15 protein-coding genes and 1 riboswitch are annotated in these 19,833 nt (G+C 71.4%); of the genes, 6 read left to right on the top strand and 9 right to left on the bottom strand.

What is annotated here, in order from left to right:
- Positions 1-91: 91 nt before the first annotated feature.
- The 4 genes from F3T56_RS28525 to F3T56_RS28515 are packed head-to-tail and all read right to left on the bottom strand — an operon-like array spanning position 92 to position 5,017.
- A complete protein-coding gene (locus F3T56_RS28525) occupies positions 92-1,273 on the bottom strand; it encodes a vWA domain-containing protein (protein WP_149828252.1) in 1,182 nt (393 codons plus the stop codon).
- Positions 1,270-1,431: a hypothetical protein gene (locus tag F3T56_RS46435; protein WP_172639179.1), complete on the bottom strand. Its 162-nt coding sequence runs from the start codon at positions 1,429-1,431 to the stop codon at positions 1,270-1,272. The genes F3T56_RS28525 and F3T56_RS46435 overlap by 4 nt, the downstream gene beginning before the upstream one ends.
- Positions 1,428-3,830: a DUF5682 family protein gene (locus tag F3T56_RS28520; protein ID WP_149828251.1), complete on the bottom strand. Its 2,403-nt coding sequence runs from the start codon at positions 3,828-3,830 to the stop codon at positions 1,428-1,430. Before F3T56_RS28520 ends, F3T56_RS46435 begins: the two co-directional genes overlap by 4 nt.
- Positions 3,827-5,017: an ATP-binding protein gene (locus tag F3T56_RS28515; RefSeq protein WP_149828250.1), complete on the bottom strand. Its 1,191-nt coding sequence runs from the start codon at positions 5,015-5,017 to the stop codon at positions 3,827-3,829. Before F3T56_RS28515 ends, F3T56_RS28520 begins: the two co-directional genes overlap by 4 nt.
- A 133-nt stretch (positions 5,018-5,150) precedes the next feature.
- Between F3T56_RS28515 and F3T56_RS28510 the strand changes: the two genes are divergently transcribed.
- Positions 5,151-6,518 carry an SWIM zinc finger family protein gene (locus F3T56_RS28510; RefSeq protein WP_149828249.1) on the top strand — a complete coding sequence of 456 codons (1,368 nt, stop codon included), beginning with the start codon at positions 5,151-5,153 and terminating at the stop codon, positions 6,516-6,518.
- Positions 6,519-6,618: 100 nt separating this feature from the next.
- Entirely contained in the window at positions 6,619-8,232 is a 1,614-nt protein-coding gene (locus tag F3T56_RS28505; protein ID WP_149828248.1) for a DUF5691 domain-containing protein, read from the top strand.
- 357 nt (positions 8,233-8,589) lie between these two features.
- On the opposite strand, the gene icmB is transcribed toward F3T56_RS28505, so the two are convergent.
- On the bottom strand, positions 8,590-9,006 hold the full coding sequence (gene icmB / locus F3T56_RS28500) for a coenzyme B12-dependent isobutyryl CoA mutase small subunit (RefSeq protein WP_149828247.1): 417 nt from the start codon (positions 9,004-9,006) through the stop codon (positions 8,590-8,592).
- Between the two features lie 523 nt (positions 9,007-9,529).
- On the opposite strand from icmB, the gene F3T56_RS28495 reads away from it, so the two are divergent.
- Both F3T56_RS28495 and F3T56_RS28490 read left to right on the top strand, forming a co-directional pair.
- Positions 9,530-10,405 carry an esterase/lipase family protein gene (locus tag F3T56_RS28495; RefSeq protein WP_149828246.1) on the top strand — a complete coding sequence of 292 codons (876 nt, stop codon included), beginning with the start codon at positions 9,530-9,532 and terminating at the stop codon, positions 10,403-10,405.
- A gap of 375 nt (positions 10,406-10,780) precedes the next feature.
- Positions 10,781-12,400, top strand: a complete 1,620-nt coding sequence (locus tag F3T56_RS28490; RefSeq protein ID WP_246203960.1) for a M23 family metallopeptidase — start codon at positions 10,781-10,783, stop codon at positions 12,398-12,400.
- A 76-nt stretch (positions 12,401-12,476) separates the two neighbouring features.
- Here F3T56_RS28490 and pcrA read toward each other — a convergent pair whose 3' ends face one another.
- Complete coding sequence (gene pcrA / locus F3T56_RS28485) at positions 12,477-14,993, bottom strand: DNA helicase PcrA (protein ID WP_149828244.1); 2,517 nt, start codon at positions 14,991-14,993, stop codon at positions 12,477-12,479.
- Positions 14,994-15,246: 253 nt separating this feature from the next.
- A riboswitch (cyclic di-AMP (ydaO/yuaA leader) is annotated at positions 15,247-15,405 on the top strand.
- 9 nt (positions 15,406-15,414) lie between these two features.
- Here pcrA and F3T56_RS28480 point away from each other — a divergent pair.
- Positions 15,415-16,596: a C40 family peptidase gene (locus F3T56_RS28480; RefSeq protein ID WP_149828243.1), complete on the top strand. Its 1,182-nt coding sequence runs from the start codon at positions 15,415-15,417 to the stop codon at positions 16,594-16,596.
- A gap of 22 nt (positions 16,597-16,618) precedes the next feature.
- Here the strand turns inward: F3T56_RS28480 and F3T56_RS28475 are convergent, their stop codons facing one another.
- A complete protein-coding gene (locus tag F3T56_RS28475) occupies positions 16,619-16,972 on the bottom strand; it encodes a hypothetical protein (protein WP_149828242.1) in 354 nt (117 codons plus the stop codon).
- A 476-nt stretch (positions 16,973-17,448) separates the two neighbouring features.
- Here F3T56_RS28475 and F3T56_RS28470 point away from each other — a divergent pair, with 476 nt between their 5' ends.
- Positions 17,449-18,528: a C40 family peptidase gene (locus tag F3T56_RS28470; RefSeq protein WP_149828241.1), complete on the top strand. Its 1,080-nt coding sequence runs from the start codon at positions 17,449-17,451 to the stop codon at positions 18,526-18,528.
- A 20-nt stretch (positions 18,529-18,548) separates the two neighbouring features.
- On the opposite strand, the gene F3T56_RS28465 is transcribed toward F3T56_RS28470, so the two are convergent.
- Positions 18,549-19,097, bottom strand: a complete 549-nt coding sequence (locus F3T56_RS28465) for a hypothetical protein (protein ID WP_149828240.1) — start codon at positions 19,095-19,097, stop codon at positions 18,549-18,551.
- Between the two features lie 88 nt (positions 19,098-19,185).
- The gene (locus F3T56_RS28460; RefSeq protein ID WP_149828239.1) at positions 19,186-19,704 is read right to left on the bottom strand and encodes a hypothetical protein; all 519 of its coding nucleotides are present in this window, start codon (positions 19,702-19,704) and stop codon (positions 19,186-19,188) included.
- Positions 19,705-19,833: the final 129 nt, after the last annotated feature.

Raw genomic sequence — 19,833 nt, 5'->3', positions numbered from 1 at the left:
GTCCGGTTCTCGACTCCGCGACGGTCCTGTTCACAGCCGTCAACTGCCGTCCACCCGCACGGCCGGGCGCTGACGGTCAGGCGCTGACGGTTCAGACACTGTCCGGTATCGGCAATGGCCGTTTCTCGATCGCCGCCGCCATCACCTCGGGGAAGAGATCGGGCGTGCAGGCGAACGCCGGTGCGCCGAGGGCCGCGAGCGCCGCCGCGTGCTCGCGGTCGTACGCGGGCGTCCCCTCGTCGGAGAGCGCGAGCAGCGTCACGAACTGCACCCCCGACGCCTTCATCGCCGCCACCCGCTTCAGCATCTCGTCCCGTATCCCGCCCTCGTAGAGGTCGCTGATCAGCACGACCACCGTGTCCGCGGGCCGGGTGATCTGCGACTGGCAGTACGCGAGCGCCCTGTTGATGTCCGTACCACCGCCGAGCTGGGTGCCGAAGAGGACGTCGACCGGGTCGTCGAGCTGGTCGGTGAGGTCGACGACGGCCGTGTCGAAGACGACCAGCCGGGTGCTGATGGACCGCATGGACGCCAGCACCGCCCCGAACACGGACGCGTAGACGACGGACGCCGCCATCGACCCCGACTGGTCGATGCAGAGGACGACGTCCTTCTTCACCGACCGCGAGGCCCGCCCGTACCCGATCAGCCGCTCGGGCACCACCGTCCGGTACTCCGGCAGGTAGTTCTTGAGGTTGGCCGAGATCGTGCGGTTCCAGTCGATGTCGTGGTGCCGCGGCCGGCTGATACGGGCGCTGCGGTCGAGGGCGCCGGTGAGGGTGGCCCGGGTGCGGGTGGCGAGCCGCTTCTCCAGGTCCTCGACGACCTTGCGCACGACGGCACGCGCGGTCTCCTTGGTCGTCTCCGGCATGGCCTTGTTGAGCGACAGCAGCGTGCCGACGAGGTGGACGTCGGCCTCCACCGCCTCCAGCATCTCCGGCTCCAGCAGCAGCGTGGACAGGCCCAGCCGGTCGATGGCGTCCCGCTGCATGACCTGGACGACGGAGGAGGGGAAGTACGTCCGGATATCCCCGAGCCAGCGCGCCACCGACGGCGCCGACGCCCCGAGCCCCGCTGAACGCTCCCGCCCCGTCTGCGGTTTGTCCCCCTTCCCGTACAGCGCGGTCAACGCCTGGTCCATCGCCGCGTCCTGCCCACTCAGGGCACGCCCCGTCCCGTCCGCCGAATCCCCGCCCAGCACGAGCCGCCAGCGCCTGAGCCGCTCGTCGCCCGCGGTCACGTTCGCGTTCGCCCCGGTTGTCCCCGTCGTCATCCGCGCACCCCCGTACGAGGCCGGTCCCAGAGCGGGATCACCGGCACGGTCGTCGTCCGGCCGTCGTCCGAGCGGCGCCCGTGGCCGCGCCCGCGCCCGTCCTTGGCCTCCACCGCTTCGGCGGCCTGCCTCGGCTCCCTCAGTCCCTCGGTCGTCATCCCGCCACCCCCCCAAGGTCGTTGTCGTCGGCGTCTTCCTGGTCGTCCTGGTCGTCCTCAAGGCCGAGCAGCAGCCGCAGCACCGGCAGTACGGCGTCCGCGCGCTCGGCGTCCAGCTCGTCGGCGAAGCCCGGTATGCCCGAGCCGACCGCGCCACCGCTTCCCGCTGTTCCCGGTCCCCGGCGCACCAGTTCGCCGAGGGTCCGGCGCACCCCCGGCTCGTACGCCGAGAACGTGCGCCGCAGCAACGGCAGTACGTCGGTGAACGCGTCCCCCGGCACCCCGGTCAGCCAGGCGTCCACCAGCCCGAGCAGCCGCTCGTCGTGCACCAGCAGCATTCCGCCGCCGGAGCCGCCCCCGACGAACCCCTCGATCCACGCCGCCGCATCGGCCGGCGCCGTACCCGGCGAGAGCACGAGCCCCATGAGCCGGGCGGCCTCGTCCTGCGCCAACTCCCCGTCGTCCAGCAGCAGTCGCACGGCCCGCCCCCGAATGACCCCCGGCACGGTGTCCCGCCGCGACAGGACATGGAGCACGGAGTGCCAGCGGGCCCGGATGCCGCCCCGTATCTCCCCGTCCCGCTCCACCGCGACGGCGTCGCCCAGCAGCCCCACCGCGCCGTGCACCGCGTCCACATGGCGGCGCATCTCCTGGGCCGCGTCCGCGTCGAGGGCGGCGCACGCGGGTGGAAGGCCGACGAAGACGCGCTCGGCGAGCCCGGCCGCGACCTCGGCCAACGCCCGGGTGTCGGTGGCGCGGACGTCGCCGTAGCGGAGGGAGCGGACCAGGGCCGGGAGCGCCTGGGCGAGGTGGCCGACGTCGGCGTCGAGGGCGGCGCGGTCGGCGAGGACCCGCATCACCACCGGCAGGGCGTCCGGGAGTTCGGCGAGGAGGCAGCGCTCGGCGAGTCCGGTGATCTCGGCGAGCGGCTGGGCCGACAGGGCGTCCGCCTCGGCCTTCGCGGTCGCCGCCGAGAGCACGGTGGTCCCCCACACCCCGGCCTCGGCGACCCGCACCGACAGCTCGGGCTCCCAGCGCAGCCGCCAGGTTTCCCGGAACGTCCCCGTACTGCCGCGCGAGGCGGCGGGCTCGCCCCACGCGATGCCGAGCAGCCCCAACCGGTGCAGGAGTCGGCTGCGCCCGGCGTCGTTCTCCTTGCGCAGGTCGAGCTCCAACTCCCGCTCCAGGGCCTCCGGCTTGAGCCGCAACCTCCGCTGCGACCGCGTGAGGTCCCGTTGCAACGGCACCGCCGGCGCCGACGCGGGCACCTCGCCCAGCACATCGCCGACCACCAGCCGGTCGTGCACCAGCGACAGCGGCACGTCCGAGCCCTCGCACATCACCGCCCGTACGGCGTCGGTGGTCTCGGTGAGGCCCGGCAGCGGGCGCCCGCGCATCGCGGCCAGCGTCTCGGCGAGCCGTACCGCCTCGATGACGTGCGCGGAGGAGACGATCCGGTCCTCCTCGCGCAGCAGCCCGGCCACCTTGGTCAGCCACCGCTCGACGGGGCGGTCGGGCGCACCGAACAGATGCCCGTACCAGCCCGGCGAGTCGATCCCCGCCCCGTAGCCGCCGGCCCGGGCCAGCCGCCGGTGCGTCCACGGCACCCAGGTCATGTCGGCCTTGACCTTGGGCAGCCCCTTCAGCAGCGCCCGGTCGGCGGCCACGGTCCGCTTCTCCCGCAGCGCGGGCACATGCCAGGCCCCGCACACGACGGCCACCTCGTCGTTCCCGAACTCCTTCTGCGCGGCCCGTACCTGCAACCGCATGTACGCCTCGCGCACGGGATCGCGGTCACGCCCTCCGTCCCCGTACACCTCCCGCAGCGCCCCCATGGCCTCCTCCAGCACGGTGAACGGCGCGAAGACGTCCCCGCCCGTCCCCCGGTGCTCGATCACGTCCTCCCACCAGCGCTCGGGATCGTCATGACCGGCGGCTTCGGCGAGCGCGCCCAGCGGATCGACCCGAACCGCCTCACCCTCGGCCGGCTCCTCAGCCGCCCCCTCCGGCTCGGTTGCCTCGGCCTCCTCCTTGCCCCAGGCCAGCGTGTGCGTCGCCGGAAGGTCGATGAAGCGGGCCGGGACGCCGTGGCGCAGGGCCCAGCGGATGGCCACCCACTCCGGGGAGAACTCGGCGAAGGGCCAGAACGCCGAGCGGCCGGGCTCGTCCACCGCGTGGGCGAGGAGGGCGACCGGGGGCCGCATGTCCTCGTCGGCGGCCAGCGGAATCAGGACGTCCGCCTCCGGTGGCCCCTCGATCAGCACAACCCGCGGCCGGGCCGCCTCCAGCGCGGCCCGCACCGCCCGCGCCGACCCCGGCCCGTGATGCCGCACACCGAGCAGCAGCGGCCCGCCGCCGGGCGACCGCGCCCCCTCCTGATGCTCGTCGTGTCCGGTCATGCGCTCACCTCGCGGCAGGCGCGGTAGAAGTCCGTCCAGCCGTCGCGCTCGCGGACGACGGCCTCCAGATACTCCTGCCAGATGACGCGGTCGGCGGCCGAGTCTCGGACGACGGCGCCGAGGATGCCGGCGGCGACGTCGGAAGGCCGCAGGACGCCGTCGCCGAAGTGGGCGGCGAGGGCGAGCCCGTTGGTGACGACGGAGATCGCCTCGGCCGTCGACAGCGTGCCGCTGGGCGACTTCAGCTTCGTACGGCCGTCCGTCGTGACGCCGTCGCGCAGCTCGCGGAAGACGGTGACGACGCGGCGGATCTCGTCGATGCCGTCCGGTGTGGTCGGCAGATCGAGGGAGCGGCCGATCTGGTCGACGCGGCGCGAGACAATGTCGACCTCGGCGTCGGCGCTCTCCGGCAGCGGCAGCACCACCGTGTTGAAACGGCGGCGCAGGGCGCTCGACAGGTCGTTGACGCCGCGGTCGCGGTCGTTGGCCGTGGCGATGAGATTGAAACCGCGGACGGCCTGCACCTCCTGTCCCAACTCCGGGATCGGCAGCGTCTTCTCGGACAGGATCGTGATCAGCGTGTCCTGCACATCGGCCGGGATGCGGGTCAGCTCCTCGACGCGGGCCGTCATGCCCTCCGCCATGGCCCGCATCACGGGGCTGGGCACGAGGGCGTCGCGGCTCGGGCCGTGGGCGAGCAGCCGCGCGTAGTTCCAGCCGTAGCGGATCGCCTCCTCCGGGGTGCCGGCCGTGCCCTGGACGAGCAGTGTCGAGTCACCGCTGACGGCGGCCGCCAGGTGCTCCGACACCCAGGTCTTGGCGGTGCCGGGGACGCCTAGCAGGAGCAGGGCGCGATCGGTGGCGAGGGTGGTGACGGCGACCTCGATAATGCGTCGCGGACCCACGTACTTGGGTGTGATGATCGTGCCGTCCGGCAGGGTGCCGCCGAGCAGATAGGTGGCGACGGCCCACGGCGACATCTTCCAACGGGCCGGACGGGTCCGGTCGTCCTGTGCGGCCAACGCGGCGAGTTCGGCTGCGAAGGCCTGCTCGGCATGCGGCCGCAGCGCCTCGCCGCCGGCCGGCTCCCCCGCTCCCTCCTCCGCCCTCGCGGGCGTGTGCGCGTTCGCGGGCGCGGACTGGTTGTGGCTCGGGTCGACAGTGGTCGTTTCAACAGACGCAGGCATGGCTGAGTCCCCCTCCAGCTCGGCCGGTTCGGATCTGGTCTCCAGACTGCACCAAGCCACTGACAATCCAGTCTGACCTGCGGAAATAGGCTGGCGCAAGCCAATTGTCAGTGGTGGGATCTACCTTCAGAACATGACTCAGCAGGGGGTGCGCTGGACGGCTGAGCAGGTGCTGGCAATGGCGCCTGACGCAGCGTCGCGCAAAGCCGGAAGCAAACTCGCCGTGGCCGGACCGTGGTCGCAGGCGGGCACTTCGGACGAGGGGACGGTGTGGGGACTGTGCAAGGGAAGTGGAAGCAAGCCGTATCAAACGATCGTGGACGTCGCGGACTCGGCAGGGCCCGCGTACAAGTGCAGTTGTCCGAGCCGCAAGTTCCCGTGCAAGCACGCGCTGGGGCTGCTGCTGCTCTGGGCGGGCGACGACGGTGCGGTGCCGCCTGGGCAGGCGCCGGACTGGGCGGAGCAGTGGTTGTCCGGCCGCCGCGCGCGTGCGGCGGAGAGGACGACGAGGACGGGCGCGGCATCTGGGGCCGCGTCCGCTGACCCCGAGGCGGCGCGCCGCCGTGCCGAGCGGCGCGCCGAGCGGATCACCGCGGGCGCGACGGAACTCGAACAGCGCCTGACCGACCTGCTCCGCGGCGGCCTCGCCGCCGCGGAGCAGGCGGGCTACGGGCTGTGGGAGGAGACGGCGGCCCGCATGGTCGACGCGCAGGCTCCCGGACTCGCCGCGCGGGTGCGGGAGTTGGGGGCCATACCGGGATCGGGGCCGGGCTGGCCGGTCCGTCTGCTGGAGGAATGCGCCCTCCTCCACCTTCTCGACCAGGGCTGGCTGCGTCGCGAGCGGCTCCCGGACGGCCTCGCGGCGACGGTCCACTCCCGCGTCGGCCTGTCCGGCTCGCCGGACGGACCGCCCGTCCGCGACCGCTGGCTCGCCCTCGCCCAGTACGACACCTCGGACTCCCACCTCACCACCCGCCGCATCTGGCTCCACGGCGCCGAGTCCGGCCGTACGGCCCTGCTCCTCTCCTACGGGGCCGCCGGCCGCGCACCCGAGCTGTCGCTCCCGGTGGGCCTGGCGTTCGAGGCGGAGGTGTCGGCGTACCCGGGCGCGGGGCAGCTGCGGGCGGCTCTGGGCGAGCGGTTCACGGCACCCGTGCCCGCCGCCGTACGGCCGCCGGGGGTGACGCCGGCCGAGGCGGCGGCCCGCTACGGCGAGGCCCTGCGGGACGACCCCTGGCTGGATTCGTACCCGGTCACCCTCGCCCGCGTCATACCGGTCCCGGACGGTGACTCCTGGCAACTGACCGACGCGGACAGCGACCTGGCCCTCCCCCTCACCCCGTCCGCCCGCTCCCGCCCGGGCCTGTGGCGCCTCGTCGCCCTCTCCGGCGGCACCCCCGTCACGGTCTTCGGCGAATGCGGTCACCGGGGCTTCACCCCGCTGACGGCATGGGCGGAGGGCACCGAGGGGACGCCCGGGCAGGCGGTGGCGCTGTGCTGAGGGCAGGCGCGGAGCCGCACTCGACTCACCCGACCCGCCCAACGCCCATAACGCACGACCCTGTTCACCGCTGTCCCCTTTCCCTACGGAAGGAACTCTCATGACCGGCACCTCTTCGGCCGCTTCCTCGGGGCTCCCCTGGGAGGAGCTCGTCACGACGGCGTTGCTCGGCACGGATCGTCGTACGTCTCCGGGGCCGGGGTCCGGCCGGGAGGCGCCCGTGGCTCTGTTGGACGCGGCGGCGGTGGAGACGGTGCGGCGCCGGGCGGGGATACGTCCCGTGCGGGCGGCCGTGCGGCCGGAGCCGGCGGCGGCGGACGGGCGCCCCGCGCTGCCGCCCGCCGCGGCACGCAGACTGGCGACGCTGCTGGCCGACCGGCCCGGCACGGGTGGCGGCCGCCGGGGTACGGCGCCCGACCTGATGGAGCTGCTGCCCCAGTGGCTGGCGCTGGCGAACGCGTACGGTTACGCGGCGCCGCCGGAGGCGCTGCCCGCGCTGCTCGACGCGGCGCGCGGCCGTACGGATCTACGCCCCGCCGTGCTGGCCTTCGCGGGCGCGCGGGCGTTGTGGCTGGCCCGGTTGAACACGGACTGGCGTTTCGCGCTGCGTGCCGCGCCGGGCGGCGGTGCGGCGCTGCCCGGCCCGGACGAGCCGGAACGGGTCCGGCGTCTCTGGCAGGAGGGCCTGTTCGCGGAGCGGGTGGCGCTGCTCACCGCGCTGCGGGCCCACGGTCCCGCCACCGCACGTGAGTTGCTGGCCTCCACATGGCCGGCGGAACGGGCCGAGGACCGGCTCATGTTCCTCGACACCCTCCGGGCGGGGCTGGCGGCGGCGGACGAGCCGTTCCTGGAGGGCGCGTTGGCGGACCGCAGCCGGAATGTGCGGGCCACGGCGGCGGAGCTGCTGTCCGCGCTGCCCTCCTCGGCGCTCGCGGCACGAATGGCGCAGCGGGCGACCGCGTGTGTGGCCGTCGACCGCACGAGCGGCACGCCCACGCTCGTGGTCGAGGCCCCGCATGAGTGCGACCCGGGCATGGAGCGCGACGGTGTGCAGCCCAAGGCTCCCGCCGGGCGGGGTGAACGGTCGTGGTGGCTGGGCCAGTTGGTGGAGGCGGCGCCGCTCGGAGTGTGGTCGCGGCGGTTCGGAGGGCGCACGCCGGAGGAGATCGTGGCGTTGCCGGTCGCGGACGACTGGCAGGGGGAGTTGCACGGGGCGTGGTGCCGGGCGGCGGTGCGGCAGCGTGATGCCGGGTGGTCGCGGGCATTGCTGGGGGCGCCGTCCACGCCCGAGGCCGGGGGGCCGGGGGCCGTGTCGCTGGCCGAGCGGGCCAAGCTGCTGGCGACGCTCGATGACGGGGAGCGGGCCGAGTGGGTAGCGGGGTTCATCGGCACGCATGGGTTGTCGGAGGCGTTTCAGTTGCTGGGGGTGTGTGCGGTGCCGTGGGCTCCGCCGTTGGGGCGGGCGGTTGTGGACGCGCTCGATATCGCGCGGGACGCGGGGAGTTATCCCTGGAGCTTCAGTGGGGTGATGGGGTTGGCCGAGCGGTGCCTGGATCCTGCGGAGGCGGTTCGGCTGGATCCGCTCGCTGCGGCGGCGGAGGAGCCGGAGAATGCGGCGCCCGGGGCCGGCGGCTACTGGTCCGAGGCCTTCCAGCGCCTCACGACCACGTTGCGCTTGCGCGCCACCATGCAGGCAGAGCTGACCCCCCTGTGACTTGGTCTCGCCCCCGCCGCCCCTACCCGTCCCTCCCCCACTCTCGGCTTCGCTCGAGCGGGAGGTGCCCCCATCCAGGGGCTGCGCCCCTTCAACCCCCGCGGGAGAGCTCGGTCCAGTCGGTGTGTTGGCGGGTGCGGGTGGGTGGGGACTTGTCGCGCCCACGCGGCGGAGCCGCACATCGACACAGCCCCACGCCCCTGAAAAGCAGGGGCTGCGCCCCGTGCTTTTCAGCGGCCCGCAGGGCCGTGCTGTTAGGGGCGTGGGGAGCTGCGCGACAAGCCCCCACAGCCCGCGCGGACAAACGAACCTCAGGCACCCCATCTCCCCCGTGCCCCAACCGCCGAAGGCTGGGGGTCACGTCTCGGCCGGCTGCCGTACGTTCGCCCGTACCCAGTCCACGATGGATGCCGTCGTGGCGCCCGGGGTGAAGATCTCGGCGACGCCCTTCTCCTTGAGGGGTGGAATGTCGGCGTCGGGGATGATGCCGCCGCCGAAGACGAGGATGTCCTCGGCGTCGCGCTCCTTGAGGAGGGCGATGACGGCCGCGAAGAGCGTGTTGTGGGCGCCGGAGAGGATGGAGAGCCCGATCGCGTCGGCGTCCTCCTGGATCGCCGTGTCGACGATCTGCTCCGGCGTCTGGTGGAGGCCGGTGTAGATGACCTCCATACCGGCGTCACGCAGCGCCCGCGCGATCACCTTGGCCCCGCGATCGTGGCCGTCGAGCCCCGGCTTGGCCACCACCACGCGGATCGGACCGGCTGCCACACCCATCACTGCCTCCATGAAACGACTGCACCGAACAGCTACCCGCACCACACACCGGCGAAGTGAACGAACGTTATCTCCAGCATCCCGCACCCGGCAGTTTCGCGGTGGTCGGCGAGGGGGAAATCACACGGTGGGACACGTTCGCCGCGCACCGTTCCCGTTTCCGCGGCTCACGCGTCGCGGGGACGAGGCGATCGCGGCATCCGCGCCGACCGCCTCAGCCGCCGTGGCGTGCGTGCCACGGGCAGGAGCGGCGCGCACGAGGAGAGCCGTCGCAGGGGCGCCGTACCACCCCACCGTCCGCGGAAGACCACGGTGGTGGGACTCGTCGGCGCAGGCAGACATCGACAGACAGCGGAGAGCAACGACAGCGGGGGAGCAAGGGAGGACCCCGTAAGTCACACGCATCGCACAAGCACCGCCCACCCTCCGCCACCCGTCCGTCGTCCGCCGCCCGCGACCTGGGCTCTCCATGAGGGCACACGGGGGACAGAGCCGCCCCCCGTGTGCCGACGGGAGGTCGGGCATGAAGGTCACCGGGGCGATAGCGCCTTTCGTTCCGCTCTGTGAGCGGTTCCTGCCCGCCAGGCTGGTGGCTGGGCTCTCGATGGACCTCGTCAAGGCGACCGCCCTTGAGCTGGCGATCCTCGCCGGGCATCTGCTGCTCTACCCGTCCGGGATCATCCAGGAGCGCCGGACCACGCCCACGCTCCCTCCGCCTGACGCACCCCGGCTCCCGACCGAGGACAAGCCGCCGGTCGTCCTGCTGCACGGTTTCATTGACAACCGCTCCGTGTTCGTCCTGCTGCGCCGCTCCCTCGCCCAGCACGGCTACCGGCACATCGAGTCCCTCAACTACTCGCCCCTCACCTGCGACATCCGCACCGCCGCCGACCTGCTCGGCCGGCACATCGAGGACATCTGCGAGCGCACCGGTCAGGAGCGGGTGGATGTCGTCGGGCACAGCCTCGGCGGACTGATAGCGCGGTACTACGTGCAGCGGCTCGGCGGCGACCACCGCGTCCGTACGCTCGTCACGCTCGGCACCCCGCACGGCGGCACCGAGGCCGTACCGCTCGCGAACGCGCACCCGATCGTCCGGCAGATGCGTCCGGGTTCGGAGGTGCTGCAGGAGTTGCGCGGACCGGCGCCGGGGTGCCGTACGCACTTCGTGGCGTTCTGGAGCGACTTCGACCATGTGATGGCTCCGGTGGAGACCGCCGCCATCGACCACCCGGACCTGATGGTGCAGAACGTCCAGGTCACCGGTATCGGCCACCTCGCCCTGCCCGTGCACCCCGCCGTCGCCACCGGAATCCGCGAGGCGCTCGACACCGCCCGCACGGGAGCCCTCCCGGCCACCCGCCCTGCCGCCCGCCCCGGCGGCCTGACAGTGGCGTAGACGCACGATCCGATCGGGATACAAAACGGCCGATCCAGCACAAACTCGACACACCCCCACGCGCCCCCGCCACACACCCGGATCGCGACACCCGCCCGACAGCACCCGCGCGCCCCCACCACCGGCACACCATCACGCCGGCGACGACCCCGGACCCCTGCAACTCGGCCGCCCCACAGCCCCCCACTCGACCGCCCGCTATCGAACAATCTTCGAACACAAAGCCAAAGTCGTGCCCAGAGCCCCCCGAAAGACGCTCGATTGCCCGTTTCCTGCGGCCGCGAAACCCGTTGAAGATTGTCGCGCCCGCGTACCGCCGGGTACAGTCACCGCACTGCTCTGCCAGCCCCTGTCGTCGAGGCGAAAGAGAAGTTGGTGAACGATCGTCACCCGTCGGGGACCGCAACATCCCCGGCTCCGGCTTCCGATGCCGACGCCGCGCATTACGCGTCGTACGGCCACCAGGGAGCCACTCTCGGCGACTTCACCACGTACGGCGACTACACCGCCACGGGTTTTGAGTCCGGTTTCGACTCCGGCGCCGGCGCGCACGCGACCGCCACCTTCGCGACCGACCCCCTCTTCGGCGACATGCCGGGCAACGACGCCGGTACCGGTTCCTACGACGCCTCGGCGTGGTCGACGGGCAGCCACCAGACGCTGAACTACGACCCGTACGCCGCGCAGCACCAGGCCGCGCTCGACACGGGCAGCTACGACACGACGTCCTGGCCGGCCGGTTACGAGCACCTCGCGCAGGTGCCGGCGCAGTCCACGGGCCCCGATTCCAGCGGCCAGTGGGACGCGAGCGGCTGGCTGCGGGCGGAACAGCTCGACCAAGCGGACCAGTTGGGCGCCGACCAGACCCAGCAGTGGGTCGGCGTCCAGCACTTCGCGACAGGCGTGTTCGACGCCACGCAGTGGAACAGCGACGGCGACCGGTCCACCGCCGACGACCACGGCGACGGCACCACCTCCGAGTCGTACGACCACAACGGCGGCGCCCCCGAGTCGTACGACGCCCACGAGCGTCCCTCGGCCGAGGCCGTGGACTTCGCCCAGCAGGCGACCGCGACTTTCGAGCAGATCACCTCGTACGACCAGGGCCAAACCCTCTCCGCGGACGGCGAGTTCGAGGCCAACGGTCTCGAGGACGACGGTGCGGACCGTGCCGTGCTCCTCGACGGCGAGGAGGAGGTCACCCCGGCCCCCGACGCCAGGAGCGCGAGCCCCGGGCGGGCGGCCACCCGCGCGGCCTCGCGTTCGCGGCGGCGCGCTCCGGCCAAACGTTCCGCCCTGCTGACCGTGGCCGTTCCGTCGGCCTGTGTCATGGGGGTCGCCGGGATCGCGGCGGCCACCGTCAGCATCGGCGGGGACGATACGGAGACGACGGCGGCCACCAAGTCGGACGCCGCCCCGGTGCAGCCGTCCACGGCCAACAACAAGCTCGACACCCAGCTCGAAAGTCTCACCGCCGAGGCCGACGACTTCGCCGACCGGGCGAGCCGCACCCAGGAGCGCATCGACCTCAAGGCCCAGCAGGAGCTGGAGCAGAAGAAGGCGGCGGCCGAGGCGGCCCGTAAGGAGCGGCTGCGCCCGAAGTTCGCGCTGCCGGTCTCGCAGCACGGGCTCAGCGCGTACTACGGGCAGTCCGGCATCAACTGGATGTCCCTGCACACCGGTATCGACTTCCCCGTCTCGTACGGTACGCCGGTGCTGGCCGCGACGGACGGCACCGTACGGACGCAGTGGAACGCCGCCTACGGCAACATGGTCATCGTGACCGCCAAGGACGGCACCGAGACCTGGTACTGCCACCTCTCCACGTACAAGGTCGCCTCCGGTACGACCGTCAAGGCCGGCGACACCATCGCCTACTCCGGCAACTCGGGCAACTCGACCGGCCCGCACCTGCACTTCGAGGTGCACCCCGCCGGCGGCTCCGCCATAGACCCGCTGTCGTGGCTGCGGAGCCATGGGCTGGACCCGTCGTAACCTGACGTAACAGACACGAAGATGAGATGAGTTGGGCCCCTGCCAACGGAAGCCGCGGCAGGGGCCCGACTCGTGTCTAGAGCTTCTCCACCGGCGCGTACCGCAGCAGCAGCCGCTTCGGCTTCGCGTCGCCGAAGTCGATCGTCGCCTCCGCGTTCCCGCCCGTGCCCTTGATGGCGACGACCGTACCGAGGCCGAACTGGTCATGGGTGACGCGGTCGCCGACGGCCAGGGAGACCACCGGCTTCTCGTTGGTGCGGCGGGTCGCGAAGCCGGACGCGCCCGAGGCCGAGGAACGGGAGCGGGACGACGACAGCGAGGACGCGATTCCGGCGGCCGGGCCCGAGGACACCGGCGCGGAGGCTCCCGTCCGCTTCCACTCCAGATGGGTGGCCGGGATCTCCTCCAGGAAACGGGACGGCGGATTGTAGGAGGGCTGGCCCCAGGCGCTGCGGAGCGTGGACCGGGTGAGGTAGAGCCGTTCACGCGCGCGGGTGATGCCGACGTACGCGAGGCGGCGCTCCTCCTCCAGCTCCTTGGTCTGGCCGAGGGCACGCATGTGCGGGAACACGCCGTCCTCCATGCCGGTCAGGAAGACGACCGGGAACTCCAGGCCCTTGGCGGTGTGGAGGGTCATGAGCGTGATGACGCCCGAGCCGTCCTCGTCCTCGTCGGGGATCTGGTCGGAGTCGGCGACCAGGGCCACCCGCTCCAGGAAGTCGGAGAGCCCGGCGGATGTCGTACCCGCCGCCTCGCCCTCCCCTTCAGCGGCCCCCGACTCCTGCTCGAACTCCAGGGCGACGGCGGCGAGTTCCTGGAGGTTCTCGATGCGGGTCTCGTCCTGCGGATCGGTGGAGGCCTGCAACTCGGCGAGGTAGCCGGTGCGTTCGAGGACCGCTTCCAGGACCGTCGCGGGACCGGCACCGGACTCGACGATGGTCCGGAGCTCCTCCATCAGCACGTTGAACCGCTTGACGGCGTTCGTCGAGCGGGCCGCCATGCCGTACGCCTCGTCGACGCGCTTCAGTGCCTGCGGGAAGCTGATCTTCTCCCGCTGGGAGAGGGCGTCGATCATCGCCTCGGCACGCTCCCCGATGCCGCGCTTGGGCACATTGAGGATGCGGCGCAGCGGAACCGAGTCCTCCGGGTTGGCCAGGACACGCAGATACGCGAGAACGTCCCGGACCTCCTTGCGCTCGTAGAAGCGGACGCCGCCGACGACCTTGTAGGGCAGGCCGACGCGGATGAAGACCTCTTCGAAGACACGGGACTGGGCGTTCGTACGGTAGAAGACGGCGACGTCACCCGCCTTCGCCTCGCCCGCGTCCGTCAGCCGGTCTATCTCGTCGGCGACGAACTGGGCCTCGTCGTGCTCGGTGTCGGCGACGTAGCCGGTGATCTGCGCACCCGCGCCCGCGTTGGTCCACAGGTTCTTGGGGCGGCGGGACTCGTTGCGCTCGATGACCGCGTTGGCCGCGGAGAGGATCGTCTGCGTGGAGCGGTAGTTCTGCTCCAGCAGGATCGTCGTCGCGTCCGGGTAGTCCTCCTCGAACTGGAGGATGTTGCGGATCGTCGCGCCGCGGAAGGCGTAGATCGACTGGTCGGCGTCACCGACGACGCAGAGCTCGGCGGGCGGTACGTCCCACTCGGCGGGCGATCCATCGACGGGGTCGGGGTGCTCGGAGGTGCCGACCAGCTCTCTGACCAGGGCGTACTGGGCATGGTTGGTGTCCTGATACTCGTCGACGAGGACGTGGCGGAAGCGGCGGCGGTAGTGCTCGGCGACGTCCGGGAAGGCGCGCAGCAGATTGACCGTCGTCATGATCAGGTCGTCGAAGTCGAGCGCGTTGGCATCGCGGAGGCGGGACTGGTAGAGCACGTAGGCCTGGGCGAGGGTCTTCTCGAAGCCGTCGGAGGCCTGGGCGGCGAAGTCCTCCTCGTCGATCAGCTCGTTCTTGAGGTTCGAGATCTTGGCGCTGAAGGACTTGGGCGGGAAGCGCTTGGGGTCGAGGTCCAGGTCACGGCAGACGAGAGCCATGAGGCGCTTACTGTCGGCGGCGTCGTAGATCGAGAAGGACGACGTGAAGCCGAGCTTCTTGCTCTCGCGGCGCAGGATGCGGACGCACGCGCTGTGGAAGGTCATCACCCACATCGCGTTGGCGCGCGGGCCGACGAGCTGCTCGACGCGCTCCTTCATCTCGCCGGCGGCCTTGTTGGTGAAGGTGATCGCGAGGATCTGGCCCGGGTGGACGTGCCGCTCGCCGAGCAGGTGGGCGATGCGGTGGGTGAGCACACGGGTCTTGCCGGAGCCGGCGCCGGCCACGATGAGCAGCGGGGAACCGGCGTGCACGACGGCCGCACGCTGGTTCTCGTTCAGCCCGTCCAGGGGCGCCGCCGGGTCGATGGCGGGGCGGGGGGCGCCGTCGCGGTAGTAGGCGTCCCGGTCCGGCGGCACGTCGAACTTCCCGCCGAACAGATCGTCCGGAACCGGCTCCGGAGCGTGTTCGTCCTCGGGCGGCGGCGGGGGTTCCTCGTGGTGGCCGCGCGGGGCCTGGAGGTCCGCCAGGAAGCTGTCGTCAAAGAGGCTGCTCATCGCTCTCCGAGTCTAGGCGCCCCCACCGACAACGAGGGCCCGCCCCGGAAAGTCGGCACCCGTGACCCACCGCACTCGCCTCACAACGGTAAGCGATCGATCGTAGCGCCTATCGCGTCCGAGAGGCTAAGGTCACGAAAACGTATCGGGCATATCGAACATCAACCTTCACACGGACCACACGAGTTGGCTAGCGTTTTGCTGGGCCGTACGACCCAACCGGCGAACGTCGCCGGGCCGCACGGCCTCCGCCGAGTCCGGTACGCCTCTCCTGGCAGCCGGAGCCGGGGACCCACCGACCTCTGGGGTGAATCGACCCGACTGCCGTGCGCGGCAAGGGTCGTAGGGCAAACCTTCCGAAGCACGCGCCCGAACCCGACAGCTAACTCGGTAGGCGGACAACGGAAGGAGACGCCGAACCATGGCGCCGCACCGCAAGCCGCGTCCGCCCCGAACGCGCGCGGGCATACGCACCCCGGCCCTCGCCACGGCCGCCCTCACCTCAGTGGCCCTGCTCTCCCAGTCGGCCAACGCCGCCCCCTCGACCGACGACAAGCCGAGTCTGGAGGAGGTCGAGAAGAAGGTAGACGCCCTCTACCGCGGCGCGGAGACAGCGACCGAGAACTACAACTCGGCCAGGGAGAAGGCGACCCAGCAGAAGAAGGAGGTCGACACCCTCCTCGACGATGTCGCCCAGCGCACGGAGAAGCTCAACGAGGCGCGGGAACAGCTGGGTTCGTTCGCGGCCGCCCAGTACCGCACGGGCGCGGCCTCCCCCGACGCGGCGTCGCTGCTCCTGGCGGACAACCCGCAGGACTACTTCGACCAGAACCAGCTGATGGACCGGCTGACGGACCGCCAGAAGGGCGCCGTCGACGACTACATCACGCAGCAGGCCGAGGCGACCGAGCAGCGCCAGAAGGCGACCGAAAGCCTCGAACAGCTCACCGAGTCGCAGAACACCCTCAAGTCCAACAAGGCCAAGGTCCAGGCGAAGCTCGCCGAGGCCCGTGAACTGCTGTCCCGGCTGACCGCCGAGGAGAAGGCCCGGCTCGCCGCGATCGAGCAGCGCGAGCAGGAGGAGGCCGACCGCAAGGCAGAGGAACTGGCGCGTCAGCAGGCGGCGGCCCAGGCGTCCCAGCAGACGCAGGAGGCCCAGCAGGAGACCTCCACCGCCACGACCACCGAGACGAACACGTCCACGTCCCCGAGTACGACCACGACGGTCGAGGACTCGACGTACGCCTCGAAGGCCGCCAAGGCCCTCACCTTCGCCCGCGCGCAGATCGGCAAGCCGTACGTCTGGGGCGCCACCGGCCCCGGCTCCTACGACTGCTCCGGCCTCACCCAGGCCGCCTGGAAGGCCGCCGGTGTCGACCTCCCCCGCACCACCTACGACCAGGTCACCGCCGGCACCACCGTCTCCCTCGCGGGCGCCAGGCCCGGCGACCTGATCTTCTTCTACGACAACATCGGCCACGTCGGCCTCTACATCGGCAACGGCATGATGATCCACGCGCCGAAGCCGGGGGCGTATGTGCGGGAAGAGTCGGTGTTCTACGACGGGGAGTCGTCGATCCACAGCGTGGTGCGGCCGGCGTAGGCCCCAAAAAGACCTCAGGGCCTCACGTCCAGAGCACCGCGATGAAGATGTTCGCGGTCGTCAGCAGGCCGACCAGACCGAAGAGAGGCTTCTCCACCGTCTCCTCGTCCCGCTTCACGTACACCAGCCCCAGGATCACGACCAGCAGGGCCAGCTTCACGCCGATCTTGATGTTGTTGACAGGCTGGTCGTCGGCCTGGTTGAGGCCGACGAGGACGGCGCCGGTGATCAGCATGGTGAGGGCGCCGTGGAGCATCGCGGGGACGAAGCGGGCCAGGCCCTGACCCAGCGCCTTCATCTGGGTGAGGAAGCCACCGAGGAGGGCGGCGATGCCGATGATGTGGAGGGCGACGAAGAGATGGATGAGTACGTCCATGGGCGGAGCCTAATGAGAGGACGGGGTTCCGCCGGGCACCGGGGGCGGGCGCTGCACAGCGTAAGCAGCACCCCCGATCATGCCCGATGATCTTGCATATATGCGCTCCGTAGCACCACTTCACCCCTATCCGGCTGGAAATCGCCGCATCGGTCATCACGGAGCGTGAAGTCGGCGACACCAAGGCTGGATCACGGTCACATATGGTCAGGTCACGGTCGATGCACGCCACTTCCACACAAAGCGTTACCAGGCGGACACGGCCGGGCTTAGCGTCCTCCACCAGGTGACCGGCTTCCCACCGCCGCCCGGGCCAGGGGCGGCAGTCGGACACCACCGCCGAGAAGGTCCGGCGGCGTCCCACTCCCCCCCTGTGCGGGCCGCCGCCGGACGCGTAACCGCTCCCCCAGGCGGTCCGTGCGCACGGACGTACGGACGGCGGTCGTACGAGTCGTACGAGAGGACATGGAGTCCACGTGGCAGCGCACCGCAAGCCCAGACAGCGCTCGCTCGGCGGTCATACGTTCCGCACCGCCGCGACCTTCGCCCTCGCGAGCGCGGCGACGGCGACCGGGTTCGACGGCATCGGGCACGCCGATCCACAGCTCACGCCGGACCAGGTCAAGGCGAAGGTGAACAAGCTGTACGAGGAGGCCGAGGTCTCCACCGAGAAGTACAACGGCGCGAAGGAGAAGGCCGACAAGGCGCAGGAGAACCTGGACAAGCTGCGCGACCAGGCGGCCCGCCGCACGGACCAGCTCAACTCGGCGCGGGACGAACTGGGTTCGCTGGCGGCGGAGCAGTACCGGAACGGGGGCATGGATCCCGCGTGGCAGCTGGCGCTCTCCGGCGATCCGGACCAGTACCTGGACAGCGCCGCCCTCGCCGAGCGGGTCGGCAGCAGGCAGGCGGCGGACGTGGCGAGCGTACGGCAGCAGTTGCAGGAGATCGAACGGCTGCGCGGGGCCGCCCGCGTCGAACTGGGCACGCTCAAGACCCGGCAGACGGAGCTGAAGCGCCACAAGAAGTCCGTCACCTCGAAGCTGACCGAGGCGCGACAACTGCTCGACCGGCTCACCACCGGGGACCGGGCCCGGCTCGACACCGGGGGCGGCGGCACGGGCCGCGCCTCGCGCTCCTCCGCCTCGTCCCAGCGCGGCCTCACCGGCCCGGTCTCGCCCGCCTCCGCCACCGCCGACGCCCCCAACTCCCGTGCCGCCGCGGCCATCTCCTACGCCTACTCCAAGCTCGGCAGCCCCTACGTCTGGGGCGCCACCGGCCCCAACGCCTTCGACTGCTCGGGACTGACCCAGGCCGCGTTCCACTCCGCCGGTGTCTCGCTCCCTCGCACGACCTACTCCCAGATCAACGCCGGCCGCCGCGTCGCCCGCTCCGCACTCCGCCCCGGCGACCTGGTCTTCTTCTACTCCGGCATCAGCCACGTGGGCATCTACGTCGGCAACGGCAAGATGATCCACGCCCCGAACCCCTCCGCTCCGGTCCGCGTGGCCCCCCTGGACGAGATGCCCTTCGCGGGGGCCACGCGGGTGGCCTGAACCCGAGTTCCTGACCGGGCCTAGCCGAAGTGCGTCCCGGCCGCCGGTGTCGACAGCAGAACGATGACGAGGAGCGAGCCCAGCGTCGCCAGCGCACAGCGCACCTGCACCAACGGCCGCAGCCAGGACGGGAATCCGGCGCTCGCCGCGTCGATCACGGCCCGTCCGTCCAGGTCCCGTACGGCAGCGTCGTCGGACTTCCTGAACGCGGCCTCGGTGTATCGCGCCGCGAACACCTGTCCGGCGGTCACGAGCCCCACCCCGACCAGCACGACCGGTTCGAGGACCCACGACAGCACCCGGCCGGCCCCGATCCCCGCGAGGTTGAGCGACCCCAGCACCGTCAGCGTCGCGGCGATGCCGAGCGCCAGCGCATACTCCCACACCTCCTCCTTGAACCTGATCCCGTGCCGAGCGAGAACCTCGGGCGGCCGCCCCTGCCGTACGACCTCCGCTTCGGCCGCCCGCTGAGCCGCACCTCCGGTCTTCCATACGGCGACGGGGATGACGAGAAACGTCACCGCGAGCAGGAGTTGCAGCGTGGCGGCGATGAGAACGGCGATCGGCATGATGAACCTCCGGCGGGTGTCGGGGAGTGGTCGGATTGAGGGGTGGCAGGGACCGGTCAGGGTGAGGGGGAACCGGTAGGGGGTGCCGTCATGCGACGACGAGCGTCAGCAGCGCGAGGGCGGAGGCTCCGAACACCACCGCGTGGCGCACGTTCTGCAGAGTCCAGACCCAGGCGGGGAAGCCGACCCCGGCCGCCTTGAGCAGCGCCTTGACGTCGACACGCGCCAGCATCGGGTCGCCCTTGCGTGCGAAGGCGGACCGCACCGACTGCTCCGCGGTCAACTGGCTGTAGAGGATCACGCAGTTGCCGAGCAGGACGAGCGACTGGAAGATCCAGGTCAGGGTCCCCGCCCAGGAGCTGTCCGCAAGGTTGAGCCCGGCCAGGGTCGTCATGATCACGGCGACCGAGACGGGAGCCGCCGTCTCATGGCCCCCGGCATCGAACCTCATCCCGTTCTCGGCCAGCGCCGTCCTTCGCACCCCCTGCCGTTCCAGTTCCGCCTCGGCGCCCGCCATCGCGGCGGCTCCATAGCGGTGACGCACCACCGGGATGCTCACGAAGGCCGCGGCGACGAGCAGTTGCAGTACGGCGATGAAGACGTTCATGGTCGACTCCCTTGGCTTGTCTGGCTGGCGTCCGGTGTTGCACTTAGTTCAAGTGGGGCCCGAAGCACTCCTTGAACTAAGTGCAATTCGAAGGTAGGGCAGTACCTGAACTAAGTGCAAGTACAGGGA

Origin of the sequence: Streptomyces tailanensis (assembly GCF_008386495.1) — a bacterium.
Taxonomy (GTDB): Bacteria; Actinomycetota; Actinomycetes; order Streptomycetales; family Streptomycetaceae; genus Streptomyces; species Streptomyces tailanensis.
This window is presented reverse-complemented; position numbering and strand designations above follow the sequence as displayed.